Consider the following 21,619-nt stretch of genomic DNA (forward strand, 5'->3'; position numbering starts at 1 on the left):
AGAACGCGGATGAAACGGATTTGCTTTCGCAAAAACGCTGATTTAAACGGATTTTTTTATTCAATAATAAATCTGTGTCAATCCGTGTCTTCGTGATAACGAATCCGTCAAATCCGCGTCCGAACCTATATTTTTGAATTATAAAAAGTATCTTACAAAAAAATCTTGTTTTTTACCAAAATCTATTTTCGTTTCAGAATTTTAAATATCTTTGAATTATGAGTACAGCAATAAAACCAAAACATATCGGCAGAAATATAAGCCGTATCAGAGAGCTTAAAGATATGAAACAGGAAGCACTGGCACAGGCTTTAGGAATAAGTCAGCAGGCAGTTTCTGCTATTGAAAACAGTGAAACTGTAGACGAACAAAAACTAATGGAGATTGCAAAAGCTCTTGATGTTTCTGTTGAAGCTTTAAAGAACTTTTCGGAAGAAGCGGTTTTTAATATTATTGGAAATACTTTTCAAGATCATAGTGCAATTGCTTCAGGTGATTACAATTGCAATTGTACTTTTAATCCTTTAGATAAAGTAGTTGAACTTTATGAACGTTTGGTGCAAGCTGAAAAAGATAAAGTGGAGTATTTGGAGAAGTTATTGAATGGGAAATAACTGTTTTTGAAGATATATTAAATTGAAAAGAGACCTTTGATGAAGGTCTTTTTTTTTGTTTCTTGCTTCTTGTTGCTAGCGCGAGCGTCTCGCTCGTGCACGTTCCAATTGATTTTTGAATTTCTTGTATTTACGAGCAGGATGCTCGTGCTGGAAGTATTTAAATGTTTGGTATCAATAAAGATTAAACTCTGAAGTATAAAGGGTCAATAATTATAGTATTGCCAGTTTTTATTATATAACTCTGTAAAGATTTACAAAGATTAAAAATTGCTTCAACATAGTTATCGAATTCATCATTTATTATCAAATAATTTGTTGCTTTATCAATGTTGTATTTTTGAATAACTCCAGAATCAACAACTTTTCCTTTTTCTTCATCTACTTTTTTTATTAGAACATATCTGTCTTCTGGATTTATTTCATTCAAATCTTTCCCATAAACAATGCTGAGATCTTTAACTTCAGTTTTAGTATCATAAAAGATATTGCGATGCTTTTGATATACTGACAAAGTAGTTATTGTTTTAATAACTTGAATCATTGCATTATTTAAATTTTGGTCGGCTTGATGTGCAAAAAGAGGTTGGTTCAATATCGATTTAAATGTATTAATATAATATTTCCAATCCTTGATTACTGTAAAACCAATGATTTTTTTTTCAAACAATTTCAGTTTTAATTCTTCTAGTGTCAAATTAACTACTTCATAAAGCTGACTTTCTGTAAAAGGTCCATAACCTAATATCATTTTGTATAAGTGGCTACAAATGCTGATAATTTCTTTATCAACTTGCTGTTTGAGAAATATTTTTAGATCTCTATTGTTATCTTGTTGTTCAATTATGATTGAAATTTCATTTTTGAGTATACCAATCAATTTTTTTTTTACAGCTAGTTTTGATTCAGAATCAAATTTATATGTTAATGGACGTCTAAATCTCAAATCAAATGGCAGATCTTCTACTTTACCAAATTCTGTATTGAAAATACAAATAATTTTTTCCCATCCAAGTACTTTTGCTGCATAACCAAGTTCAACTAAAACATTTGGGTTTGGGCATTTCCTAAAATCTGTATTAGGGTTTATAAAAGAAATATCAGCAATGAATATACTGGCTAAATCAATTTTTGAAAAGACTGTGCGAACAATGTCTGGAGTTCCACTTATTCCTTTTGTATCTCGATCAACCGCAACTTCAAGATTTATATTTTCATTATTTATTTCCTTGATAGCTTTTTCTAAACAATCTTCGATAAATCCTCTATTCTTATTATTTGGAGAATCAGACTGCCATGAATAAAATATGAAATTTTGCATTTTTATTATATTTTCTCTTACAAGTACAAGCGTCTCACTTGTACCTATCTCAATTGGTTTTTGAATTTCATTGTGTCACGAGCGAGACGCTCGCGCTAGCGGAGGTAGTAGCTGTTAGCTGTAGTGTGGCTTATTTTTTATACAATTTTAGTAGTTCGACAACTTTTTCAATAACATCAGAGTCACTTTTACTTAATTTTTCTTGTTCAATAATGCTAGTAGTTTCCCCACTAAGTAATTTATTTGGATTTTCCGCAAAATTTAACGCTTGAATTAATTTCTCAAAATAATCTGGTTTTTCCTTGTAATCATTGAAAAATTTCAAAGTAGTCAATTGATTTTCACGCTGTCTTTTAATAGCCTCATAATAACGGTATTCTTCCATAGTTACTCTGTATTGTTTCAAGAAAAAAAATGCGATCGCTTCAACGAAAACTAGAGTTCCTATTCGAGGTAGATACTCAAAAAGAATTTTTGATGCGCTCAAATCTTTTATTATCGGTGCTAAAGAATTATGAAGACTTGTTGTTTGAAAGTAGAAAAATAATACACCAAAAAATGCAATTAAACATCCAATAAGCAAATATGCACCTGACCTGGAATATAATTTATCTGCAATATCTTTAGATTGGTTTAAATACTTTTCAAGAAGTATTTCTTCTTTCTGTGACCTAATTTCCTTTTTGATTTCAAGAGTTTCTTCAGCAATATTATTGTGTTGTATTTTTTTACTTGGTTTTGAATCTATTTTTGAAGCCAGATCTTCATGATGAATGTTTCTAAATCTTCTGTTTCTAAGATATTCAAAAGGTAATTCTGCAAAAATAAGTTGGAAAAGAAATGGAAAAAGAAATACTAAAATTGCGAAAAGTATTTCCATATAAAATTCCATAAAGAATTCTGAATAACGAAATTTTCCACAAACCACTCCCCAATAAAAAGGTCTACCTCCAACTAGCAAACTAATAAATATCCAAATGTATATTTCAATAATTCTGTTTGGTCTTAAAAAAATTGATTTAACTTTTATGTCTGTCATAATGAAATGAATATTTATCGTAAAGTGTTTTTTAGCATTACCCCTAACTTGTTTATAGGCGGATAAAATTTCGTTTATACAACTGAATAAGGGGAGATATGCGAAACTTTATTTCGTTTTCTTGCTTTTCAAATGTATAGTTTTTTTATTGCCAATTTTTACGGATTTCCTTACTGTATATTTTTTATGGTAATGCAATAAAAAAAGCGGGTAATTTTTTTTACTCGCTTAATCATCTTTGTATATGTTTTTTAATTTAAGAAATCCTTCAACTCCTCATAAGTCCCAATCTTCACACTAACTTTCTCCTCATTAATAACACTCTCAATCTGTGTTGGAATCGGAAGCGTAATTCCTAAAGCATGTTCAACTACATCTAAGAATTTAATTGGGTGAGCGGTTTCTAAGAAAATACCAATGGCGTTAGGATATTTTTGAAGTTCTTTTTTCAAACCTAAATATCCAACAGCGCCGTGAGGTTCTGCGATGTAACCGTCTGTGTTATAAATTTTCTTTAGAGCTTCAAGAGTTTCTTCATCAGTATAACTATAAGAAGAGAAATCTTTTTCAAAAGCTTTTAAGTCATTATTGTATAATTCCTGAATTCTAATAAAGTTACTTGGGTTTCCAACGTCCATTGCGTTAGAAATGGTCGCTTTAGAAGGTTTCGGGTCGTATTTTCCGTTTTCTAAGAATCTTGGTACCGTGTCGTTTACGTTTGTAGAAGCAACAAAATGTTCAATTGGCAAACCTAATTTTTTTGCCATAATTCCAGCGCAGATATTCCCGAAGTTACCGCTTGGGCAAGAGAAAACTAGAGGTTTGTTTTGGCTTTTCAACGCTTTGTAAGCAAAGAAGAAATAAAACATTTGCGGTAACCAGCGCGCAATATTAATAGAATTTGCCGAAGTCAGGTTTTTGTGCGCCAAAGTTTCGTCTAAAAACGCTCTTTTTACCATATCCTGGCAATCGTCAAAAACGCCATCCACTTCAAGCGCTTTAATGTTTTGTCCTAAAGTCGTCAATTGTTTTTCCTGAATATCGCTCACTTTTCCTGATGGATATAAAATGACAACATCAACGCCGTCAACGCCCAGAAATCCGCTCGCAACAGCTCCGCCTGTATCGCCCGAAGTCGCTACTAAAACAGTGTTTTTAGCGTCTTTTTTGTTTTTATTGAAATAGCCCAAACAACGTGACATAAATCGCGCTCCAACGTCTTTAAAAGCCATTGTTGGTCCGTGAAATAATTCTAACGAATAGATTCCGTCTTCGACTTTCACAACAGGGAAATCAAAAACTAAAGTTTCGGCAATAATTTCTTTTAGTTTTTCAGTAGGTATTTCGTCGCCTACGAATTGTTTAATCGCTTCAAAAGCAATTTCTTCGTGGCTTAAACTTTCAATTTTATCAAAAAATGAAGGATCAAGAGGCGTGATGCTTTCTGGGAAATATAATCCTTTGTCACTTGCTAATCCTTGTATAACAGCTTCTTGAAAAGAAACTTTTGGGGCATTGTGGTTTAAACTGTAGTATTTCATTTTTTTTTTTATTGCTTTAGGCTTTAGGCAATACGCTTTAAGCTTTTTGCCTTGTGTAAATGGAAGCCTGAAATTGTTTTAAATATTTTTATTTAAGTCCCGAGGCTCAAAGCCTAAAGCCTATTGCTTACAGCTTATTGCGCACGAAGTGCTAAAGGATGCGGACACCATCAGGGTTTATCTTCGAAACGTGAATTTCATACGGTAAACTCATTTTTTCGTACACTTCGCTCATGGCTTTTGCGATTTGGTCTGCGGTTTCTTTTCCTCTGCTTAATGCGAAAATTGATGGGCCAGAACCTGAAATTCCAGAACCTAAAGCGCCGTTTTCATAAGCCGTTTGTTTGATTAAATCGAAACCCGGAATTAAAACACTTCTCAAAGGTTCAACGATTTCGTCATGAAGCGATCTTCCGATCAAATCGTAATCTTTGGTGTACAGACCTGCAACCAATCCGCCCACATTTCCCCATTGCATAATGGCGCTTTTTAGGGAAACATTTTGTTTTAAAACCGAACGAGCATCCGAGGTTTTCAATTCAATCTGCGGGTGAACCACCGTTGCGTACAATTCCTCTGGACTATCAATTCTGATAATATCAAGCGGTGCATAACTTCTTACCAAAGTAAAACCGCCTAAAAGGGCAGGAGCAACATTGTCTGCATGTGCGTTGCCGCTGGCTAATTTCTCGCCCTGCATTGCAAACTGAACTAAATCTTTACGAGAATAAGGTCTTCCTAATAATTCATTAATTCCGAAAACCGCTCCGGCAGAACTTGCAGCACTGCTTCCGATTCCGCTTCCCGCTTTTATGTTTTTATAAATTTCAATTTCAAATCCAAAATCAAGTTCGTCTAGAGTTTCAAGCATGGCCAAAGCTGCAACTCCAGAAACGTTTTTCTCGGTTTCCAAAGGCAAATCGGCACCCACAATTTTTGTGATTCGAACTCCTTTTTGATCTACTTTTCGAACAATCATTTCATCGCCCGCATTGTCTAAGCAAAGTCCGAGTACGTCAAATCCGCATGAGAGGTTTGCAATAGTTGCTGGGCAAAATAGTTTAATTTCCATTTTTTTTAAAGTTTCTAAGATGCTAAGATTCTAAGATTTCTTTGCAATTTTATTTTAAAATTCTAAGTGAATGAGACTTTGAGATTCTAAGTTTAGTTAAGAAAAAAACTTAGAATCTTAGCGACTCAGTATCTTAGTATCTTTTACACGTTTCCTATGCGAATTACATCTGCAAAAATTCCTGATGCTGTAACTGCAGCTCCGGCTCCGGCTCCTTTGATCAATAAAGGCTGATCTACGTAACGATCGGTGTAGAATAGAACGATATTGTCTTTTCCTTCTAGATTGTAGAAAGGATGATCTTTTGGAATAAATTGCAGACCAACGCTTGCTTTTCCGTTTTCGAATTGCGCTACATATTTCAAACGAGAATCTTTCGCTAGAGCTTCATTATAAATACCTTCAAAATGAGAAGCGTGTTTGATTAACGATGCAAAGAAATCTTCGTTGTTTGTTGTCGCTAAACATTCTGCTGGCAAAAACGATTCGTTTGCAATGGCGTCAATATCCATTTCGTAACCGCTTTCGCGAATAAGAATCAAGATTTTACGCGCTACGTCGATTCCGCTTAAGTCAATTTTTGGATCTGGTTCTGTGAAACCTTGAACTCCAGCTTCTTTTACCACATCGTGGAAAGAATTGTCTTTATCAAAATTGTTGAAAATAAAGTTCAAACTTCCCGATAAAACCGCTTGAATTTTATGAACTTTATCGCCAGAAGCAATTAAGTTTTTTACGGTGTCTATAATTGGCAGTCCCGCACCAACATTCGTTTCAAACAAAAACGGAGCGTTGTACTGGCGTGATAAGCTTTTTAGTTTTTTATAATTATCGTAAGCAGATGAACACGCAATTTTGTTGCAGGTTACAACCGCCATACTTTGTTTTAGGAATTGCTCATAGGTTTCAGAAACGCTTGCGTTTGCTGTAATATCCACAAAAATACTGTTACGTAAATTTAGTTCTTTCGCACGAGCGATAAAATCTACTGCGTTTGCAGTTTCGCCGTTATCTAAAGCCGACTGCCATTCTTTTAATGAAATTCCGTCTTCATCAAAAAGCATTTTTCTTGAATTTGATAACGCAATTACGCGGACATTAATTTTCAAATTATCTTTTAAGAATTTCTTCTGGCTGTGAATTTGTTCGATGAATTTTTCACCCACATTTCCAACTCCCATTACAAATAAATTCAGCTGTTTGGTGTTTTCTTCAAAGAAGTTTTCGTGAAGCGTATTCAATGCTTTTTTAACGTCTCTTTCGTTAATTACAGTCGATATATTTCTTTCAGAAGCACCTTGCGCAATCGCACGAATGTTTACGTTGTTTTTTCCTAAAGTACTGAACATTCTTCCGCTCAAACCTTGGTGATTTTTCATGTTTTCGCCCACCAAAGCAATAATGCAAAGATCTTTTTCTACATAACAAGGATCGATTTTGTTCTGCGAAATTTCAATTTCAAATGCCCTGTTAATCGCAGCTTCGGCATTATCAGCATCAGAATTTAAAATTCCGATACAAATAGAGTGCTCAGAAGAAGCCTGAGTAATAAAAATGACGTTGATTTTTTCCTGAGACAATACTTCAAACAAACGTCGTGACGAACCCGCAACTCCAATCATTCCAGGACCTTCAAGTGTTAGAAGCGAAATATGATCGATATGACTGATTCCTTTTACAACGGTGTCTTTTGTTAAAACACGATCTGAAATTAAAGTTCCTTCGGCTTCAGGCTCAAAAGTATTTTTGATCAGAATCGGAATGTTTTTTCTTAAAACCGGCTGAATTGTTGGCGGATACAAAACTTTAGCACCAAAATGCGATAATTCCATCGCTTCCTGATACGAGATGTTTGCAATTGGCTGTGCCTGCTTTACAATTTTTGGATTGGCAGTAAACATTCCGTTTACATCAGTCCAGATTTCCAATTGGTCCGCGTCTAATGCTCCAGCGATAATTGCCGCAGTATAATCAGATCCTCCGCGTCCTAAAGTCGAAGTAATTCCGTCTAAAGTCTGAGCAATAAAACCAGGTAAAATATTGATATTTGATTCGTTCGATGCAAAATATTCCTGAATCAGTTTATTTGAAACTTCGAAGTTAACAACTGCTTTTCCGAAATCGGCATTTGTTTTTATTAATTCACGGCTGTCTTTGTAAGCTGCATTTTTGTCAATTTGCTTATAAGCCTGCGCTATAATATAAGACGAAAGTAATTCACCAAAACTTAAAATAGTATCGGCAGTTCTTGGAGATAATTCGCCTAATAAAAAACAACCGTCTAAAAGCGTTTCTAAGTGATTGATAATTCTTTTTACGTGGCTTAGCAAACTGCTTTGTTCGCTTACTGGAATAAGTTCTTTAAGAGTGTCAAGATGTTTTTTCTCGATTTCGGCAACAATATTTCTAAAATCTTCATCATTTGCAGCAGCTTTTGCGGCAGCCAACTGCAGTAAATCGGTTACTTTGCTAAGGGCAGAAACTACGACAACTAGTCTTTCGTTTTTAGCTTTTTGATTAATAATTTCGAGAACGAGTTTTATATTTTGAGCATTGGCAACCGAAGTTCCGCCAAATTTTAATACTTTCATTTTTGATATTTTTTAATAAGGTGCAAAGATTTTAAGTAACAAAGGTTCAAAGATTATAATTGTGAACTGAAACTGAAAACTGCGACTTTTTTTTTCTTTTGTAAATGTTTTTTATGTATCCAATAACTCTCTTCTTTCAAGAAAAAAGTATAGGTAACCTAGGATTATATGTAAAAATGCATACCCCTAAGGGGTAGTAGTTGTTGTAGTAGAAATAATGGTAGCAGCAATTGCAACTCGAGTTGGAGTTGTCATTGTAGATTGATATTTTACGCTGTTACTTTTCATTTTTGATTTTTCAAAAGTACAGTTTTTTAGGGCTATTAAAAACTCTTAAAGCCTTTTTGCGAATATTTTAATAATTCAAATCTCAATAATTCAATATTGAGTATTTGTTAAAATTAAATGTGCTAAATTGAGGTTTTGACATATTTCAAGAGGCAGTTTTCTATAATAATGCCTTTACAATGAATTGATTTTTAATGAAAAGATGATTAAAAAGCAGTGAAAAGCCAGATTTTTAAAATTGAATAAAAGTTAAAAGCATCTCATCGCATTTGTTTAAATTTTAATTATTGTGATAAAATGTTGCTTTTTAATATTGATTTGTTGAATTTTGACATCTTAAATTGAAAAACGTCATGAGAGAAATCCATTATATAAGTACTGAAACGATTACTTTAGAAACCTTACAAGAAATTTTATCTTATAATAAAACACTTGAATTATCTGAAGAAGCAAAAGTAAACGTTCAAAAATGCCGTGATTATCTTGATAAGAAAATGGCATCACATTCTGAACCAATTTACGGAATCAACACTGGTTTTGGATCACTTTGTAATGTAAAGATTTCTAATGAAAATTTATCTAAACTTCAAGAAAACTTAGTAAAATCTCATGCGTGCGGAACAGGAGAAGAAGTGCTGTCTGAAATTGTGAAGATGATGCTTTTGCTAAAAATCCAATCTTTAAGTTATGGACATTCTGGTGTTCAATTGAAAACTTTGGAGCGTTTAGTAGATTTCTACAACAATGATATTTTACCTATAATTTATACTCAAGGTTCGCTGGGAGCTTCCGGAGATTTAGCACCTTTAGCACATTTATCTTTACCTTTAATAGGAGAAGGAGTGGTGCTTTTTGAAGGGAAAAAGACCGCTTCAGCAGAAGTTTTGAAACATTTTAATTGGGAACCAATTGTTCTGCAGTCCAAAGAAGGTTTGGCTTTGTTAAACGGAACCCAGTTTATGAGTGCATACGGAGCTCATATTTTAATTAAAGCTTACAAATATTCGTATCTGGCAGATTTAATCGGAACTATTTCTTTGGAAGGTTTTGATGGAAGAATTGAGCCATTCAACGAATTGATACATTATATACGTCCGCACAAAGGACAAATTGTAACCGCACAGCGTATTAATGAGTTTTTGGAAGGAAGTGAAATTATCGCTCAAGAAAAGAAACACGTTCAGGATCCTTATTCTTTCCGTTGTATGCCACAGGTTCACGGCGCTTCAAAAGACGCGATTGATTATGTTCGAAAAGTATTCAAAACCGAAATTAACTCGGTTACAGACAATCCTAATATATTTATAGAAGCCGATCAGATTATTTCCGGCGGAAATTTCCACGGTCAGCCTTTAGCTTTAGCTTTAGATTTTATGGCAATTGCTCTGGCAGAATTAGGAAGTATTTCTGAAAGAAGAACGTATCAATTAATTTCTGGACAACGTAATCTTCCTGCATTTTTGGTAGATAATCCAGGATTAAATTCAGGTTTCATGATTCCGCAATATACTGCTGCAAGTATCGCAAGTCAAAACAAACAATTGGCAACTCCATCAAGCGTTGACAGCATTGTTTCGAGCAACGGACAGGAAGATCATGTAAGTATGGGAGCCAACGGAGCGACAAAAGCCTTACGTGTTTTAGATAATTTAGAGCGTATTTTGGCAATCGAATTATTGAATGCTTCGCAGGCAATTGCGTATAGAGAGCCTCTAAAATCAAGTGATTTTATCGAAATGTTTTTGAATAGCTATAGAGAAGTTGTGCCTTTGGTCAAAGAAGATAGAATCTTACATAATGATATAGAAAACACGGTTTTATTCTTGGAGAGTTTCCAAATAGAAAACGATTTGTTAACAATGGCTTAACATTGCAAAATATTATTGAAGTAATTTTGCACTATCAAAAATAAAACAATGTCAATAAACAGTATTTTCCAATTTTTAGTGCCGAAAGACAAAAAATTCTTTCCACTTTTTGAAGAGGCTTCAAGCAATTTAATTGAATTAGCTTCTAACTTACACGAAGCTGTAAATTTACCATTAAAAGAAAGAGAAGTTCTTTTTCAAAAAATTGACGAACTAGAGCAAAGAGGTGAAGACATTACTCGTCAAACCAATTTGGAATTGAGTAGAAACTTTATTACACCATTTGATAGAGAAGATATTCACACCTTAATTACTTCTATTGACAACGTTGCAGATTACCTACACGGTGCTGCAAGCCGTATGAGACTGTATCAAGTTGATAAGATTACAAAATCTATCAGAAAGATGACAGAAATTAATCTTGAAGCTTGTCAAAACATTGACAGCGCGGTAAAAGAATTGAGAAATTTACAGAATTTCAAAGTCATTAAAGATGCTTGTACTAGAATTAACAAACTAGAAAACAAGTCTGATAACGTTTATAACAAAGCAGTTTTTGAAATTTTTGAAAACGAAACAGACGCTAAAAATATTATTAAATATAAAGAAGTGTTATCTGTTTTAGAATCAGCAACAGACAAATGTAAGAGTGTTGCGAATATACTAGAATCTATTTCTGTAAAACATTCTTAATTCAATTTTTCATTCTGAAGTTATAACTTTATGACGCTACTTATATTAATTATAGTATTAGCTTTAATTTTTGATTACATCAATGGTTTTCATGATGCAGCAAATGCTATAGCGACTGTTGTTGCTACAAAGGTCTTGACGCCTTTTCAGGCCGTTCTTTGGGCAGCATTTTTTAACTTTCTAGCTTATTGGGTTTTCGGATTTGGTGTTGCAGATACTGTTGCTAAAACAGCGCACACAATGGAAATTAACCTGGTTGTAATTCTAGCCGGTGTAATTGCAGCAATTTGCTGGAATTTATTGACTTGGTGGCTTGGAATTCCTTCAAGTTCTTCACATACATTAATTGGAGGTTTTGCTGGAGCAGCTGTAGCACATGCTATTGCAGTTCATGGTTTCTCAGGTTATATTGGAGAAGATGGAACAACACATTATTGGTATGAAATTGTAAGCTGGTACAAAGCTGGAAAAGACGGAGCAATGCCTTCGGGAGTTCTTATTATTATTGCCTTTATTGTTCTTGCACCATTATTAGGAGCATTAGCTTCATATTTAATTTCGATTTGGTTGTTAAATGCTTCTCGTAAAAGTATTGGTCCTAAAATTTTCACTGTACTTTTAATGATTGCTACTATTTGGTTTGTTTACAGTCAAATGGTACCATATTCTGAAATAGAAAAACCAAGATTTGATTCTCATTTTTGGAGTGTAGCTTTTGAAGCTCATAACATTAAATGGTTTTTGGTTGCTTTTATCATCCTAACTGTTAGTGCTTTTTGTTTAATATTTAGCAGCTTAAATCTACATCAAGCAGATGCAGCTTTGAAAAAAATGCAATTATTATCTTCTGCAGCATTTAGTTTAGGGCACGGAGGAAATGATTCTCAAAAAGTAATGGGTATTATCGCTGCTGCGGTTGCGGTATATATCAATACAAATCCAGGAGTGCATATGGACGCTTGGTTAGATGTTGTGCTTCCAAACGATGATGCAGGTATTAAAGGTGTAATGCCAAGCTGGATTCCATTAGCATGTTATTCTGCAATTGCTGCAGGAACTTTGAGTGGGGGATGGAAAATTGTAAAAACAATGGGTTCTAAAATCACAAAAGTAAGTTCATTTGAAGGTGTTGCTGCTGAAACTGCTGGTGCTTTAACGCTTTATTTTACAGAGCATTTAAAAATCCCGGTAAGTACAACGCATACCATTACAGGATCTATTATTGGTGTTGGATTAACAAAACGTGTATCTGCAGTTCGCTGGGGAGTTACAGTAAGCTTAATCTGGGCTTGGATATTAACGATTCCGATTTCAGCTATATTGGCAGGGTTGGTGTATTTTATACTAAGCGTGTTTATTTAATAAAATGTTTTTTGTAAAATGTGAGATGTAAATCATATTTGAACAATATATATGAAAGCTAGTTCTTATTGAACTAGCTTTTTTTATTTGAAAAATATTATTTTTGTAAAATAAAACTTACTTAGTACTATTTGTAAAGTGAAACTACTTAAACTCATAATAATTGTAGCCGTTATATCTTTGTTCTCCTTTTGGCTTTTCTCAATCGCAAAATGTGAATATTTGACTTGGCAACATGAAAAAGAATTTCTAGTACCAAAAGAAGTAAGCTCAATGATAAATGGAAAAGCTTCAAAAAAAGTTTTGACATATTTACATTCCCAAGCACGCGTCTATTATGTGAGTTCAGGAAATACTTCTGGCGATATCATTACTTATGTGTTAATAGATGGTAAATGGATTTTCTCGGGTTGGAAAACGTCTTGGTCCAAAACAGGAAGTGCCGATGATTTTGTCTGGCCTTATTTTAGATAAAATGTTGATTTTTTTATATAGAGAAACCGATTTCAATTTGAAATCGGTTTTTTTGTATCAAAAAGAATGCTGAAAAATGTCTTAAATTGAAATTTTAAAAACTTTTAGAGGCTGTTAGTGCAATTGAATAAAAAGATCTTCGCAAAATTATTTAGTAGTGATTTTTCGTAATAACAGTTAAAAAAGATAAAATGGAAAAGATTTTTGATAAACCAATCATCCTTAATGGTCTAGATGGAAATGTGGTTTTAATTTATGGAGAATATATAATTGGAAATATTACTAAAGAAAATGCTAATTTAAACATTGAAAGAATAGATAAAGAGGTGTTTAAACCTTCTGAATTTGAATCAATTATAAATGTAAAAGATGTAGTAGAATACGAATTTGAAGTAGGAAATGATTCTCATATTATGTTTGGTGTATCAAAGGAAGGAAGTACATCTTATGAAACCATCGATTTTCAAAATGTTGATATAGCTAAAGAAGCAGAAAAATCGATTAAAGAACAATTCAAAGCATTAGGTTTTAAAAGAGAAGAAAAACAACTTACCGCAATGCAGGCTGCCGTTTCACCTGGATTAGCAACTTTATTTGTAGCAGTGGTAGGAGGTTTGTTTACCTGGCTTGCTTATGGTGTTCAAGATTATGAATCAAAACGAACAAGAATTGTGAAATGGTATGTTTATCTGTTTGAAAAAATAGCAAAAGCAGTCGGATATTATCCATTTTTGATTATAACAATTGTTTTAAGTATAATTTGTTTGTTTTGGATGGTAAAGAGAATGGCGAATCCACCTTATCAAATAAAAGCAAAAAAATAGTTTCAGAATATTTAATTATATAAAACTCAAATTAATAAAAGTGCTTATTAGTTTGAGTTTTTTTGTTAGATAAAAATTAAATATAAGAATGAAAAAAATAATAACCATAGTTTTTGCAATAATTGCATGTATTTCTTATTCGCAAGAAAATGAACTGAACTATAAATGGGGGATTCATAGATGATACAGGAAAAGAAATAACTGCCCTAAAATATAATGAAGTGAAAAGTTTTAATTATGGAATAGCAACTGTTAGAATAGATTGGATTGATGGTATTTCGAACAAAAATCAATATGAAAATGAAAATGTTTCTGATAAAGAATTCGAAGAATTATATGAAAGCGCTTTCTAAAAGTACTCTTTTACTTCCTCAAATTCTTATGATTATGCTTACGCTTAAAGTGTGTCTGCTTAAGCTCTTTTTTGTCGCCAGAAATAACACTAATAGTTCCGTCAATTTCAAGCATGGCTAATTTTATATCTGTTAGATGTTCTAAACCGTGTTCGCGGGCAGCTTCTTTTAATTCTTCATGCGAAATATCTAATCTGCTCAAGGTTTTGAAATCTAATATTCCGTCGTGAATTAGGACTTCAGGTTTATCCATTAAAAAATCGTTCAGGCCTTTATATCTGTGCGTCAGTTTTTTGATGATAAAATTAATGATAAATAACGCTAGAGCTGCTACCAAGCCTCCCCACAGACTTGTATCTGGACCAACCATTGCATTTTGAACGGAGTTACTAATCAATAAAATCAAGATTATGTCTGCAGTATTTAATTGCGAAAGTTCTTTTTTACCAAAAATTCGCAAGGCAATAGTCATGAAAAAATATACGGCAACGCTTCTTGTAATAATATCTAAATATTGAGAATACATGTTTTTATTTTAAAGTTAAATAAAAAAGCTTTGCCAGAGTTCTAAACTTTGGCAAAGCTGCAAAAATATTTATATAGTATTAAGTTGAAATGAACTTATAACTTGAAATTCTTTTCAATAGCTTTAATCATTTCGCCTGCAACATCTTTATTAGTTGCACCTTCAATTCCTTCAAGACCTGGAGAAGAGTTTACTTCAAGCAATAGCGGACCTTTAGAAGAACGAATAATATCAACTCCAGCTACTTTTAAATCCATTGCTTTTGCTGCTTTTATAGCGATTTTTTTCTCTTCGGCTGTAACTTTAATTACAGATGCAGTTCCGCCAAGGTGAATATTGGCTCTAAATTCTCCCGGCATAGCTTCACGCTGAATAGCTGCGACCACTTTTCCGTCAATTACAAAACAGCGAATGTCTTTTCCATTGGCTTCTTTAATAAATTCCTGAACCAAGATATTAGCATTTAAACTTTTAAAAGCGTTAATAACACTTTCTGCAGCTTTTTTGGTTTCGGCCAAAACAACACCTTTTCCCTGCGTTCCTTCCAGTAATTTTACAATTAAAGGTGAACCTCCGACCATTTTAATCAAATTGTCTGTATCCAATGGAGAATTGGCAAATCCAGTTGTTGGAATGTCTATACCGCTGTTTAAAAGCAATTGCAGCGAGTATAACTTATCGCGAGACTGTGTTATAGCTGTAGCAGAATTTAAAACGAAAACCTTCAAAGCTTCAAACTGACGTGTTAAAGCGCATCCGTAAAAAGTAATGCTTGGTCGAATACGCGGAATAATAGCATCAAACTGATTTAAAATTTTTCCGCCTCTATAATGAATCTCTGGAGTTTTGGCATCGAGTTTCATGTAGCATTCTTTAATGTTCAAGAAATGCATTTCGTGACCACGCATTTCGCCTGCTTCCATGATTCTTTTATTACTGTATAATTCAGGATTACTGGCTAGAAGACCAATTCGTAAACCAGAACTAGCTTTTTCAGAATTTTGATATAATTCTTTTAAAGATTCTGCTGTAGGCTGCCCTAGAAGATATTTTTGTTCTGGATCAACCAAAACCCTTCCACTCATGGCTTCGCGTCCCAAAAGCATTCTAAATCCCATAGAATCTCGATTGGTCAAAGTCATTTCGATTGGCCATTTGGCATCACCAATTTTTAGGCTGGTTTGAATAACGTAACGATGTTCTCTAAAGCCGCTTGAACTTTTAACAATTCGTTTATCTACTAAAGGTGCTTCGCAATGGATAATCGTTTTAATATTATTCTGAATTGGATTAATATCAAATTTTACCCAATTGGCATCATTTTTTATAAAAGGAGCTATGTTTAAAGCGTGCATTGCAGAAGTTTTAGCACCAGAATCAACGCGAGCCTTGATTGTCGGGATTCCAAGTTCTGGAAATGAGCACCATTCTTCGCTGCCTAAAATGACTTTGTTTTGAAGCATATTTTGTTTTTTTGTTATAGAATTTAAATTCAAAAATAGCTATTTGCTTTTACTAAAGATACTAAATTATCCAAAAAAAAATACCCGTTATGTTATGAAAACGTAACGGGTAGATTATTTTTGTTATAAATTTAAACTAATTTATTGATTAGTCGGCTCTTCGGCTTTATGGATTTCTACTGAAAGTTCTTGCGAATCATCTTTTAGATCCATCATGATTTCGTCACCTGAATGTATTTTCGAAGTGATGATTTCTTCGGCTAACAAATCTTCAACATATTTCTGAATTGCTCTTTTTAGCGGTCTAGCTCCAAACTGCTTGTCAAAACCTTTTTCAGCAATAAATGCTTTGGCTTTGTCTGTTAAGCTTAATTTGTAACCAAGTTCAGCAATACGAGAATACAGTTTTTTCAATTCGATTTCAATAATCAAATCAATATCAGCTTTTTCTAAACTGTTGAATACAATTACGTCATCAATTCTGTTTAAGAATTCAGGAGCAAAAGTTTTCTTCAATGCATTTTCGATAATGCTTTTTGAGTTTTCATCGGCTTGAGCAACTTTTGCAGCAGTTCCGAATCCTACACCTTGTCCGAAATCTTTCAATTGGCGTGCACCAACATTAGATGTCATGATAATAATAGTGTTTTTAAAGTCAATTTTACGACCTAAACTATCTGTTAAATATCCGTCATCTAAAACTTGAAGCATCATATTAAACACATCTGGATGTGCTTTTTCGATCTCATCTAAAAGTACAACACAATATGGTTTTCTACGAACTTTTTCTGTCAATTGGCCGCCTTCTTCGTAACCAACGTATCCTGGAGGCGCTCCAACTAAACGAGATATCGCAAATTTCTCCATGTATTCACTCATATCAATACGAACTAAAGCATCTTCAGAATCAAATAATTCTTTTGCTAATACTTTGGCCAACTGTGTTTTACCAACACCAGTCTGACCTAAGAAGATGAATGAACCAATTGGTTTGTTAGGATCTTTAAGTCCAGCTCTGTTACGTTGAATAGAACGAGCAATTTTAAGAACAGCCTCATTTTGACCAATTACTTTATTTTGAATTAATTCAGGTAATTGAGCTAATTTATTGCTTTCTGTCTGTGCAATTCTATTAACAGGAATTCCAGTCATCATCGAAACAACATCCGCTACATTATCTTCTGTAACTTCAATTCTGTTGTTTTTAGAATCTTCTTCCCATTGTTCTTGTGCAGTGGCAAGGTCTTTTTCTATACGTTTTTCATCATCGCGAAGTTTAGCAGCTTCTTCATATTTTTGTTTTTTAACAACCATATTTTTAAGCTCGCGAACTTCTTCTAACTGACGCTCTAAATCCAAAATTTGTTTCGGAACGTCGATATTCGTAATGTGCACACGTGATCCAGCCTCATCCATAGCATCGATCGCTTTGTCTGGTAGGAAACGCTCAGACATATATCTGTTTGTCAGCTTCACACAAGCTTCAATTGCTTCTTGAGTATAGGTAACGTTGTGGTGATCTTCATATTTATCTTTTACGTTATTCAAAATTGCAATTGTTTCTTCAACAGAAGTTGGTTCAACGATTACTTTTTGGAAACGTCTTTCTAAAGCACCATCTTTTTCAATATATTGTCTGTACTCATCAAGAGTAGTAGCACCAATACATTGAATTTCTCCTCTTGCTAAAGCAGGTTTGAACATGTTTGAAGCATCAAGCGAACCTGTTGCTCCTCCAGCACCTACAATAGTATGGATTTCATCAATAAAAAGAATAATATCATCGTTTTTCTCAAGCTCGTTCATTACGGCTTTCATTCTTTCCTCAAATTGTCCTCTATATTTTGTTCCAGCAACTAAACTTGCTAAATCAAGAGTTACAACACGTTTGTGGAAAAGAATACGTGATACTTTCTTTTGAATAATACGTAAAGCCAGTCCTTCTGCGATAGCAGATTTACCAACCCCAGGTTCTCCAATAAGAAGCGGATTGTTTTTCTTTCTACGGCTTAGAATTTGCGAAACACGCTCAATTTCTTTTTCGCGTCCTACAACTGGGTCTAATTTCCCTTCTTCGGCCATTTCTGTTAAATCTCTCCCAAAATTATCTAAAACTGGAGTCTTAGATTTTTTGTTTGACTTATTGGCGGGATTATTAAAACTACTTTCTTTAAGACTGTCATCTTGTCCTGAATCGTCGTTATACGATTCGTTTCTTGGCAAGTTTTCTAAGAATTCTTCTTCGTTTGGAGTCATATTTAAATACTGTTCTTTAGCTACGTCATAATCTATTTTAAGTTTATTCAATAGCTTGGTTGTTGGATCGTTTTCGTTTCTCAAGATACATAACAGCAGGTGGGCCGTGCTAATTGATGAACTTTGAAATACTTTTGCTTCTAGAAAAGTGGTCTTCAGGGCTCTTTCTGCCTGTCGGGTAAGATGAAGGTTTTTCTTTTCTGCATTTACTTCAACGCTCAGGTTGGCAGGGCTTAGTATTTCTACTTTTCTGCGTAAATGATCTAAATCGACTGCTAGGTTATTAAGTATATGAATAGCTTTTCCGTTACCATCTCTTAAAATGCCCAGCATTAGATGTTCTGTACCAATAAAGTCGTGGCCTAAACGTAAAGCCTCTTCTTTGCTGTATGTAATAACATCTTTTACTCTTGGTGAAAAATTATCATCCATAATATATAATTGGTATTGTAAATTTAGTGAATTACAGTTTCAAAAACAAAAACCGTACCCTTCAAGATCTCCTGACAGCTAATAGACGAAAAAAAAGAGAATAAAAGCGTTAAAAAACGCTTAATTTATTAACTAAAAGGCAAAATAAAGTTGTTAATAAATCATTGAAATAAGTGTAAGGAAATAGCTGAAAAAATTTCAAAAAAACGTATCTTGGCACGCTTTGAAACTAATATAATTATTTAATATAACAACTTATGTCTGAAGGAGAAAAGTTAATTCCTATTAACATAGAAGATGAAATGAAATCAGCTTACATCGATTATTCGATGTCAGTAATCGTATCGAGAGCACTTCCTGATGTTAGAGATGGCTTGAAACCAGTGCATCGAAGAGTTCTTTATGGAATGTATGATTTAGGTGTAACTTCAAGATCTGCCCATAAAAAATCTGCAAGAATCGTAGGGGAGGTTCTGGGTAAGTACCACCCGCATGGAGATACTTCTGTTTATGACGCAATGGTACGTATGGCTCAGGAGTGGAGTATGCGATATTTATTAGTTGATGGTCAAGGTAACTTTGGTTCTGTCGATGGAGATAGTCCTGCAGCAATGCGTTATACTGAGGCCAGAATGCGCAAAATTTCTGAAGAAATTATGGCAGATATCGAAAAAGAGACAGTTGATTTTCAATTAAACTTTGACGATACTATATATGAGCCAAAAGTAATGCCTACTAGAGTTCCTACTTTGTTAGTAAATGGAGCAACAGGTATTGCAGTTGGTATGGCAACCAACATGCCGCCACACAATTTAACTGAGGTTATCAATGGTACTTTAGCTTACCTTGATAATAACGATATTGAAGTTGACGAATTAATGTCTCATATTAAAGCTCCTGATTTTCCAACAGGTGGTATAATATATGGATACGAAGGTGTTCGCGAAGCTTTTAAAACGGGTAGAGGACGTATTGTAATGCGTGCAAAAGTTGGTTTTGAAGAAGTTGACGGAAGAGAATGTATCATTGTTACTGAGATTCCATACCAAGTTAACAAAGCCGAAATGATCAAACGTACGGCTGATTTAGTTAACGACAAAAAAATCGAAGGTATTGCCAACATCCGTGATGAGTCAGATAGAAATGGTATGCGTATCGTTTATATCTTAAAACGTGATGCTACGCCAAACGTAGTTTTAAATACCTTATATAAGTATACGCAATTACAATCTTCTTTTAGTGTAAATAATATTGCATTAGTAAAAGGACGTCCTCAATTGTTGAATCTAAAAGATATGATTCACTATTTTATTGAGCACCGTCATGATGTAGTAGTAAGAAGAACTCAATTTGAATTGCGTAAAGCAGAAGAAAGAGCGCATATTTTAGAAGGATTAATCATTGCTTCTGATAATATCGACGAGGTTATTGCGTTAATAAGAGGTTCTAAAAATACAGACGAAGCAAGAGAAAAATTAATCGAAAGATTTAAATTATCTGAAATTCAAGCTCGTGCGATTGTTGAGATGCGTTTACGTCAGTTAACAGGTCTGGAGCAGGATAAATTAAGAGCTGAGTTTGAGGAATTAATGAAGTTAATTGAGCATTTGAAAGCTTTATTAGCAGATGTTAATTTAAGAACCGATTTAATTAAAGAAGAACTTATCGAAATTCGTGACAAATACGGTGACGAAAGACGTTCTCAAATAGAATACTCTGGTGGAGATGTAAGTATCGAAGATTTAATTGCCGATGAAAATGTAGTAATTACAATTTCGCATGCAGGTTATATCAAACGTACGAATCTGACAGAATACAAAACTCAAAATAGAGGTGGAGTTGGTCAGAAAAGTGCTGGAACAAGAGATCAGGATTTCTTAGAGCACATGTTCGTGGCGACAAACCACCAATATATGATGTTCTTTACACAAAAAGGAAAATGTTTCTGGATGCGTGTTTATGAAATTCCGGAAGGAAGTAAAACAGCAAAAGGCCGCGCAATTCAGAATCTTGTGAATATTGAAAGTGATGATAAAGTAAAAGCTTTCATTTGTACGCAGGACTTAAAAGATAAAGATTATATCAATACGCATAACCTTGTAATGGTAACTAAACAAGGTCAGGTGAAGAAAACTTCTTTAGAGAAATATTCTAAACCTCGTGTAAATGGTGTTGCTGCTATTACTATTAAAGAAGGTGATGAATTACTTGGAGCACAATTAACGGATGGAGAAAGCCAAATTATCTTGGCAGTTAAATCTGGTAAATTGGTTCGTTTTGAAGAAACGAAAACGCGTCCGATGGGAAGAACAGCTTCTGGAGTTCGTGGAATTACTTTAAAAGATGAAACGGATGAAGTAATTGGTATGGTTACCGTTGGTAAAAACGATGTTAACGATTCGCAAATTTTAGTTGTAACTGAAAATGGATACGGTAAACGTACCAAATTAGTTGACGAAGATGGTGAAGATGTTTACAGAATTACAAACCGTGGAGGTAAAGGGGTCAAAACTCTTAATATCACAGAGAAAACAGGAAAACTAATCTCAATCAGTGCTGTAACCGATGCAGATGATTTAATGATTATTAATAAATCTGGATTAACAATTAGAATGGCAATTGAGGATTTACGTGTAATGGGACGTGCAACTCAAGGTGTTAGATTGATTAACTTGAAAGGAAAAGATTCTATCGCTGCTGTAACAAAAGTAATGAAAGATGACGTAGAAGAAGTTGTCGTTGATGAAGACGGTAATGTGATCGAATCTGGAATTGAAAGAGTTAAACCTGATTTAGAAGTTCTTGAAGATGAAGGACCTGTAGAAGATGATGACGATTCTGATGATGAGGTAATTGATGACGAAGGCGAAGATGCCGACGAAGAAGAGTCTGAAGAATAATT

The 21,619-nt window shown here is 33.9% G+C and carries 16 protein-coding genes; 8 read left to right on the forward strand and 8 right to left on the reverse strand.

The genetic code is table 11. From position 1 onward, the window contains the following. Positions 1 to 218 precede the first annotated feature (218 nt). Positions 219 to 614, forward strand: coding sequence for a helix-turn-helix transcriptional regulator (locus QMG60_RS12180; protein WP_281865059.1), 396 nt, complete (start codon positions 219 to 221; stop codon positions 612 to 614). 184 nt (positions 615 to 798) lie between these two features. Here the strand turns inward: QMG60_RS12180 and QMG60_RS12185 are convergent, their stop codons facing one another. The 5 genes from QMG60_RS12185 to thrA all read right to left on the reverse strand — a co-directional run bounded on the left by QMG60_RS12185 (position 799) and on the right by thrA (position 8,178). Beyond that, positions 799 to 1,935: a hypothetical protein gene (locus QMG60_RS12185; RefSeq protein WP_281865060.1), complete on the reverse strand. Its 1,137-nt coding sequence runs from the start codon at positions 1,933 to 1,935 to the stop codon at positions 799 to 801. Positions 1,936 to 2,065: 130 nt separating this feature from the next. Next, entirely contained in the window at positions 2,066 to 2,974 is a 909-nt protein-coding gene (locus QMG60_RS12190) for a hypothetical protein (protein ID WP_281865061.1), read from the reverse strand. A 251-nt stretch (positions 2,975 to 3,225) separates the two neighbouring features. Beyond that, entirely contained in the window at positions 3,226 to 4,515 is a 1,290-nt protein-coding gene (gene thrC / locus QMG60_RS12195) for a threonine synthase (protein WP_281865063.1), read from the reverse strand. Positions 4,516 to 4,666: 151 nt separating this feature from the next. Then, positions 4,667 to 5,587, reverse strand: a complete 921-nt coding sequence (locus QMG60_RS12200) for a homoserine kinase (protein WP_281865064.1) — start codon at positions 5,585 to 5,587, stop codon at positions 4,667 to 4,669. A gap of 143 nt (positions 5,588 to 5,730) precedes the next feature. After that, entirely contained in the window at positions 5,731 to 8,178 is a 2,448-nt protein-coding gene (thrA, locus tag QMG60_RS12205; protein WP_281865065.1) for a bifunctional aspartate kinase/homoserine dehydrogenase I, read from the reverse strand. Between the two features lie 641 nt (positions 8,179 to 8,819). Between thrA and hutH the strand changes: the two genes are divergently transcribed. The 6 genes from hutH to QMG60_RS12235 all read left to right on the forward strand — a co-directional run bounded on the left by hutH (position 8,820) and on the right by QMG60_RS12235 (position 14,040). Then, the gene (gene hutH, locus QMG60_RS12210; RefSeq protein WP_281865066.1) at positions 8,820 to 10,334 is read left to right on the forward strand and encodes a histidine ammonia-lyase; all 1,515 of its coding nucleotides are present in this window, start codon (positions 8,820 to 8,822) and stop codon (positions 10,332 to 10,334) included. 48 nt (positions 10,335 to 10,382) lie between these two features. Further along, on the forward strand, positions 10,383 to 11,027 hold the full coding sequence (locus QMG60_RS12215; protein WP_057118584.1) for a DUF47 family protein: 645 nt from the start codon (positions 10,383 to 10,385) through the stop codon (positions 11,025 to 11,027). Between the two features lie 30 nt (positions 11,028 to 11,057). Next, on the forward strand, positions 11,058 to 12,389 hold the full coding sequence (locus tag QMG60_RS12220) for an inorganic phosphate transporter (RefSeq protein WP_281865067.1): 1,332 nt from the start codon (positions 11,058 to 11,060) through the stop codon (positions 12,387 to 12,389). Between the two features lie 222 nt (positions 12,390 to 12,611). Beyond that, positions 12,612 to 12,863 (forward strand): hypothetical protein, encoded by a 252-nt coding sequence (locus tag QMG60_RS12225; RefSeq protein ID WP_281865068.1) that lies wholly within the window; start codon positions 12,612 to 12,614, stop codon positions 12,861 to 12,863. 191 nt (positions 12,864 to 13,054) lie between these two features. After that, positions 13,055 to 13,687, forward strand: a complete 633-nt coding sequence (locus tag QMG60_RS12230) for a hypothetical protein (protein WP_281865069.1) — start codon at positions 13,055 to 13,057, stop codon at positions 13,685 to 13,687. A 221-nt stretch (positions 13,688 to 13,908) separates the two neighbouring features. After that, positions 13,909 to 14,040: a hypothetical protein gene (locus QMG60_RS12235; protein WP_281865070.1), complete on the forward strand. Its 132-nt coding sequence runs from the start codon at positions 13,909 to 13,911 to the stop codon at positions 14,038 to 14,040. A 10-nt stretch (positions 14,041 to 14,050) separates the two neighbouring features. Here QMG60_RS12235 and QMG60_RS12240 read toward each other — a convergent pair whose 3' ends face one another. The 3 genes from QMG60_RS12240 to QMG60_RS12250 all read right to left on the reverse strand — a co-directional run bounded on the left by QMG60_RS12240 (position 14,051) and on the right by QMG60_RS12250 (position 18,717). Further along, positions 14,051 to 14,566 carry a YetF domain-containing protein gene (locus QMG60_RS12240; protein ID WP_134141061.1) on the reverse strand — a complete coding sequence of 172 codons (516 nt, stop codon included), beginning with the start codon at positions 14,564 to 14,566 and terminating at the stop codon, positions 14,051 to 14,053. A gap of 95 nt (positions 14,567 to 14,661) precedes the next feature. Then, positions 14,662 to 16,029 carry a 30S ribosomal protein S6--L-glutamate ligase gene (gene rimK, locus QMG60_RS12245; protein ID WP_057118577.1) on the reverse strand — a complete coding sequence of 456 codons (1,368 nt, stop codon included), beginning with the start codon at positions 16,027 to 16,029 and terminating at the stop codon, positions 14,662 to 14,664. A gap of 141 nt (positions 16,030 to 16,170) precedes the next feature. After that, positions 16,171 to 18,717 (reverse strand): ATP-dependent Clp protease ATP-binding subunit, encoded by a 2,547-nt coding sequence (locus QMG60_RS12250; RefSeq protein ID WP_057118576.1) that lies wholly within the window; start codon positions 18,715 to 18,717, stop codon positions 16,171 to 16,173. Positions 18,718 to 18,974: 257 nt separating this feature from the next. Between QMG60_RS12250 and gyrA the strand changes: the two genes are divergently transcribed. Further along, complete coding sequence (gene gyrA, locus QMG60_RS12255; protein WP_057118575.1) at positions 18,975 to 21,617, forward strand: DNA gyrase subunit A; 2,643 nt, start codon at positions 18,975 to 18,977, stop codon at positions 21,615 to 21,617. The last annotated feature ends 2 nt before the right edge of the window (positions 21,618 to 21,619 follow it).

Source organism: Flavobacterium sp. GSB-24 (genome assembly GCF_027924665.1).
In the GTDB taxonomy this organism is placed as follows: Bacteria; Bacteroidota; Bacteroidia; order Flavobacteriales; family Flavobacteriaceae; genus Flavobacterium.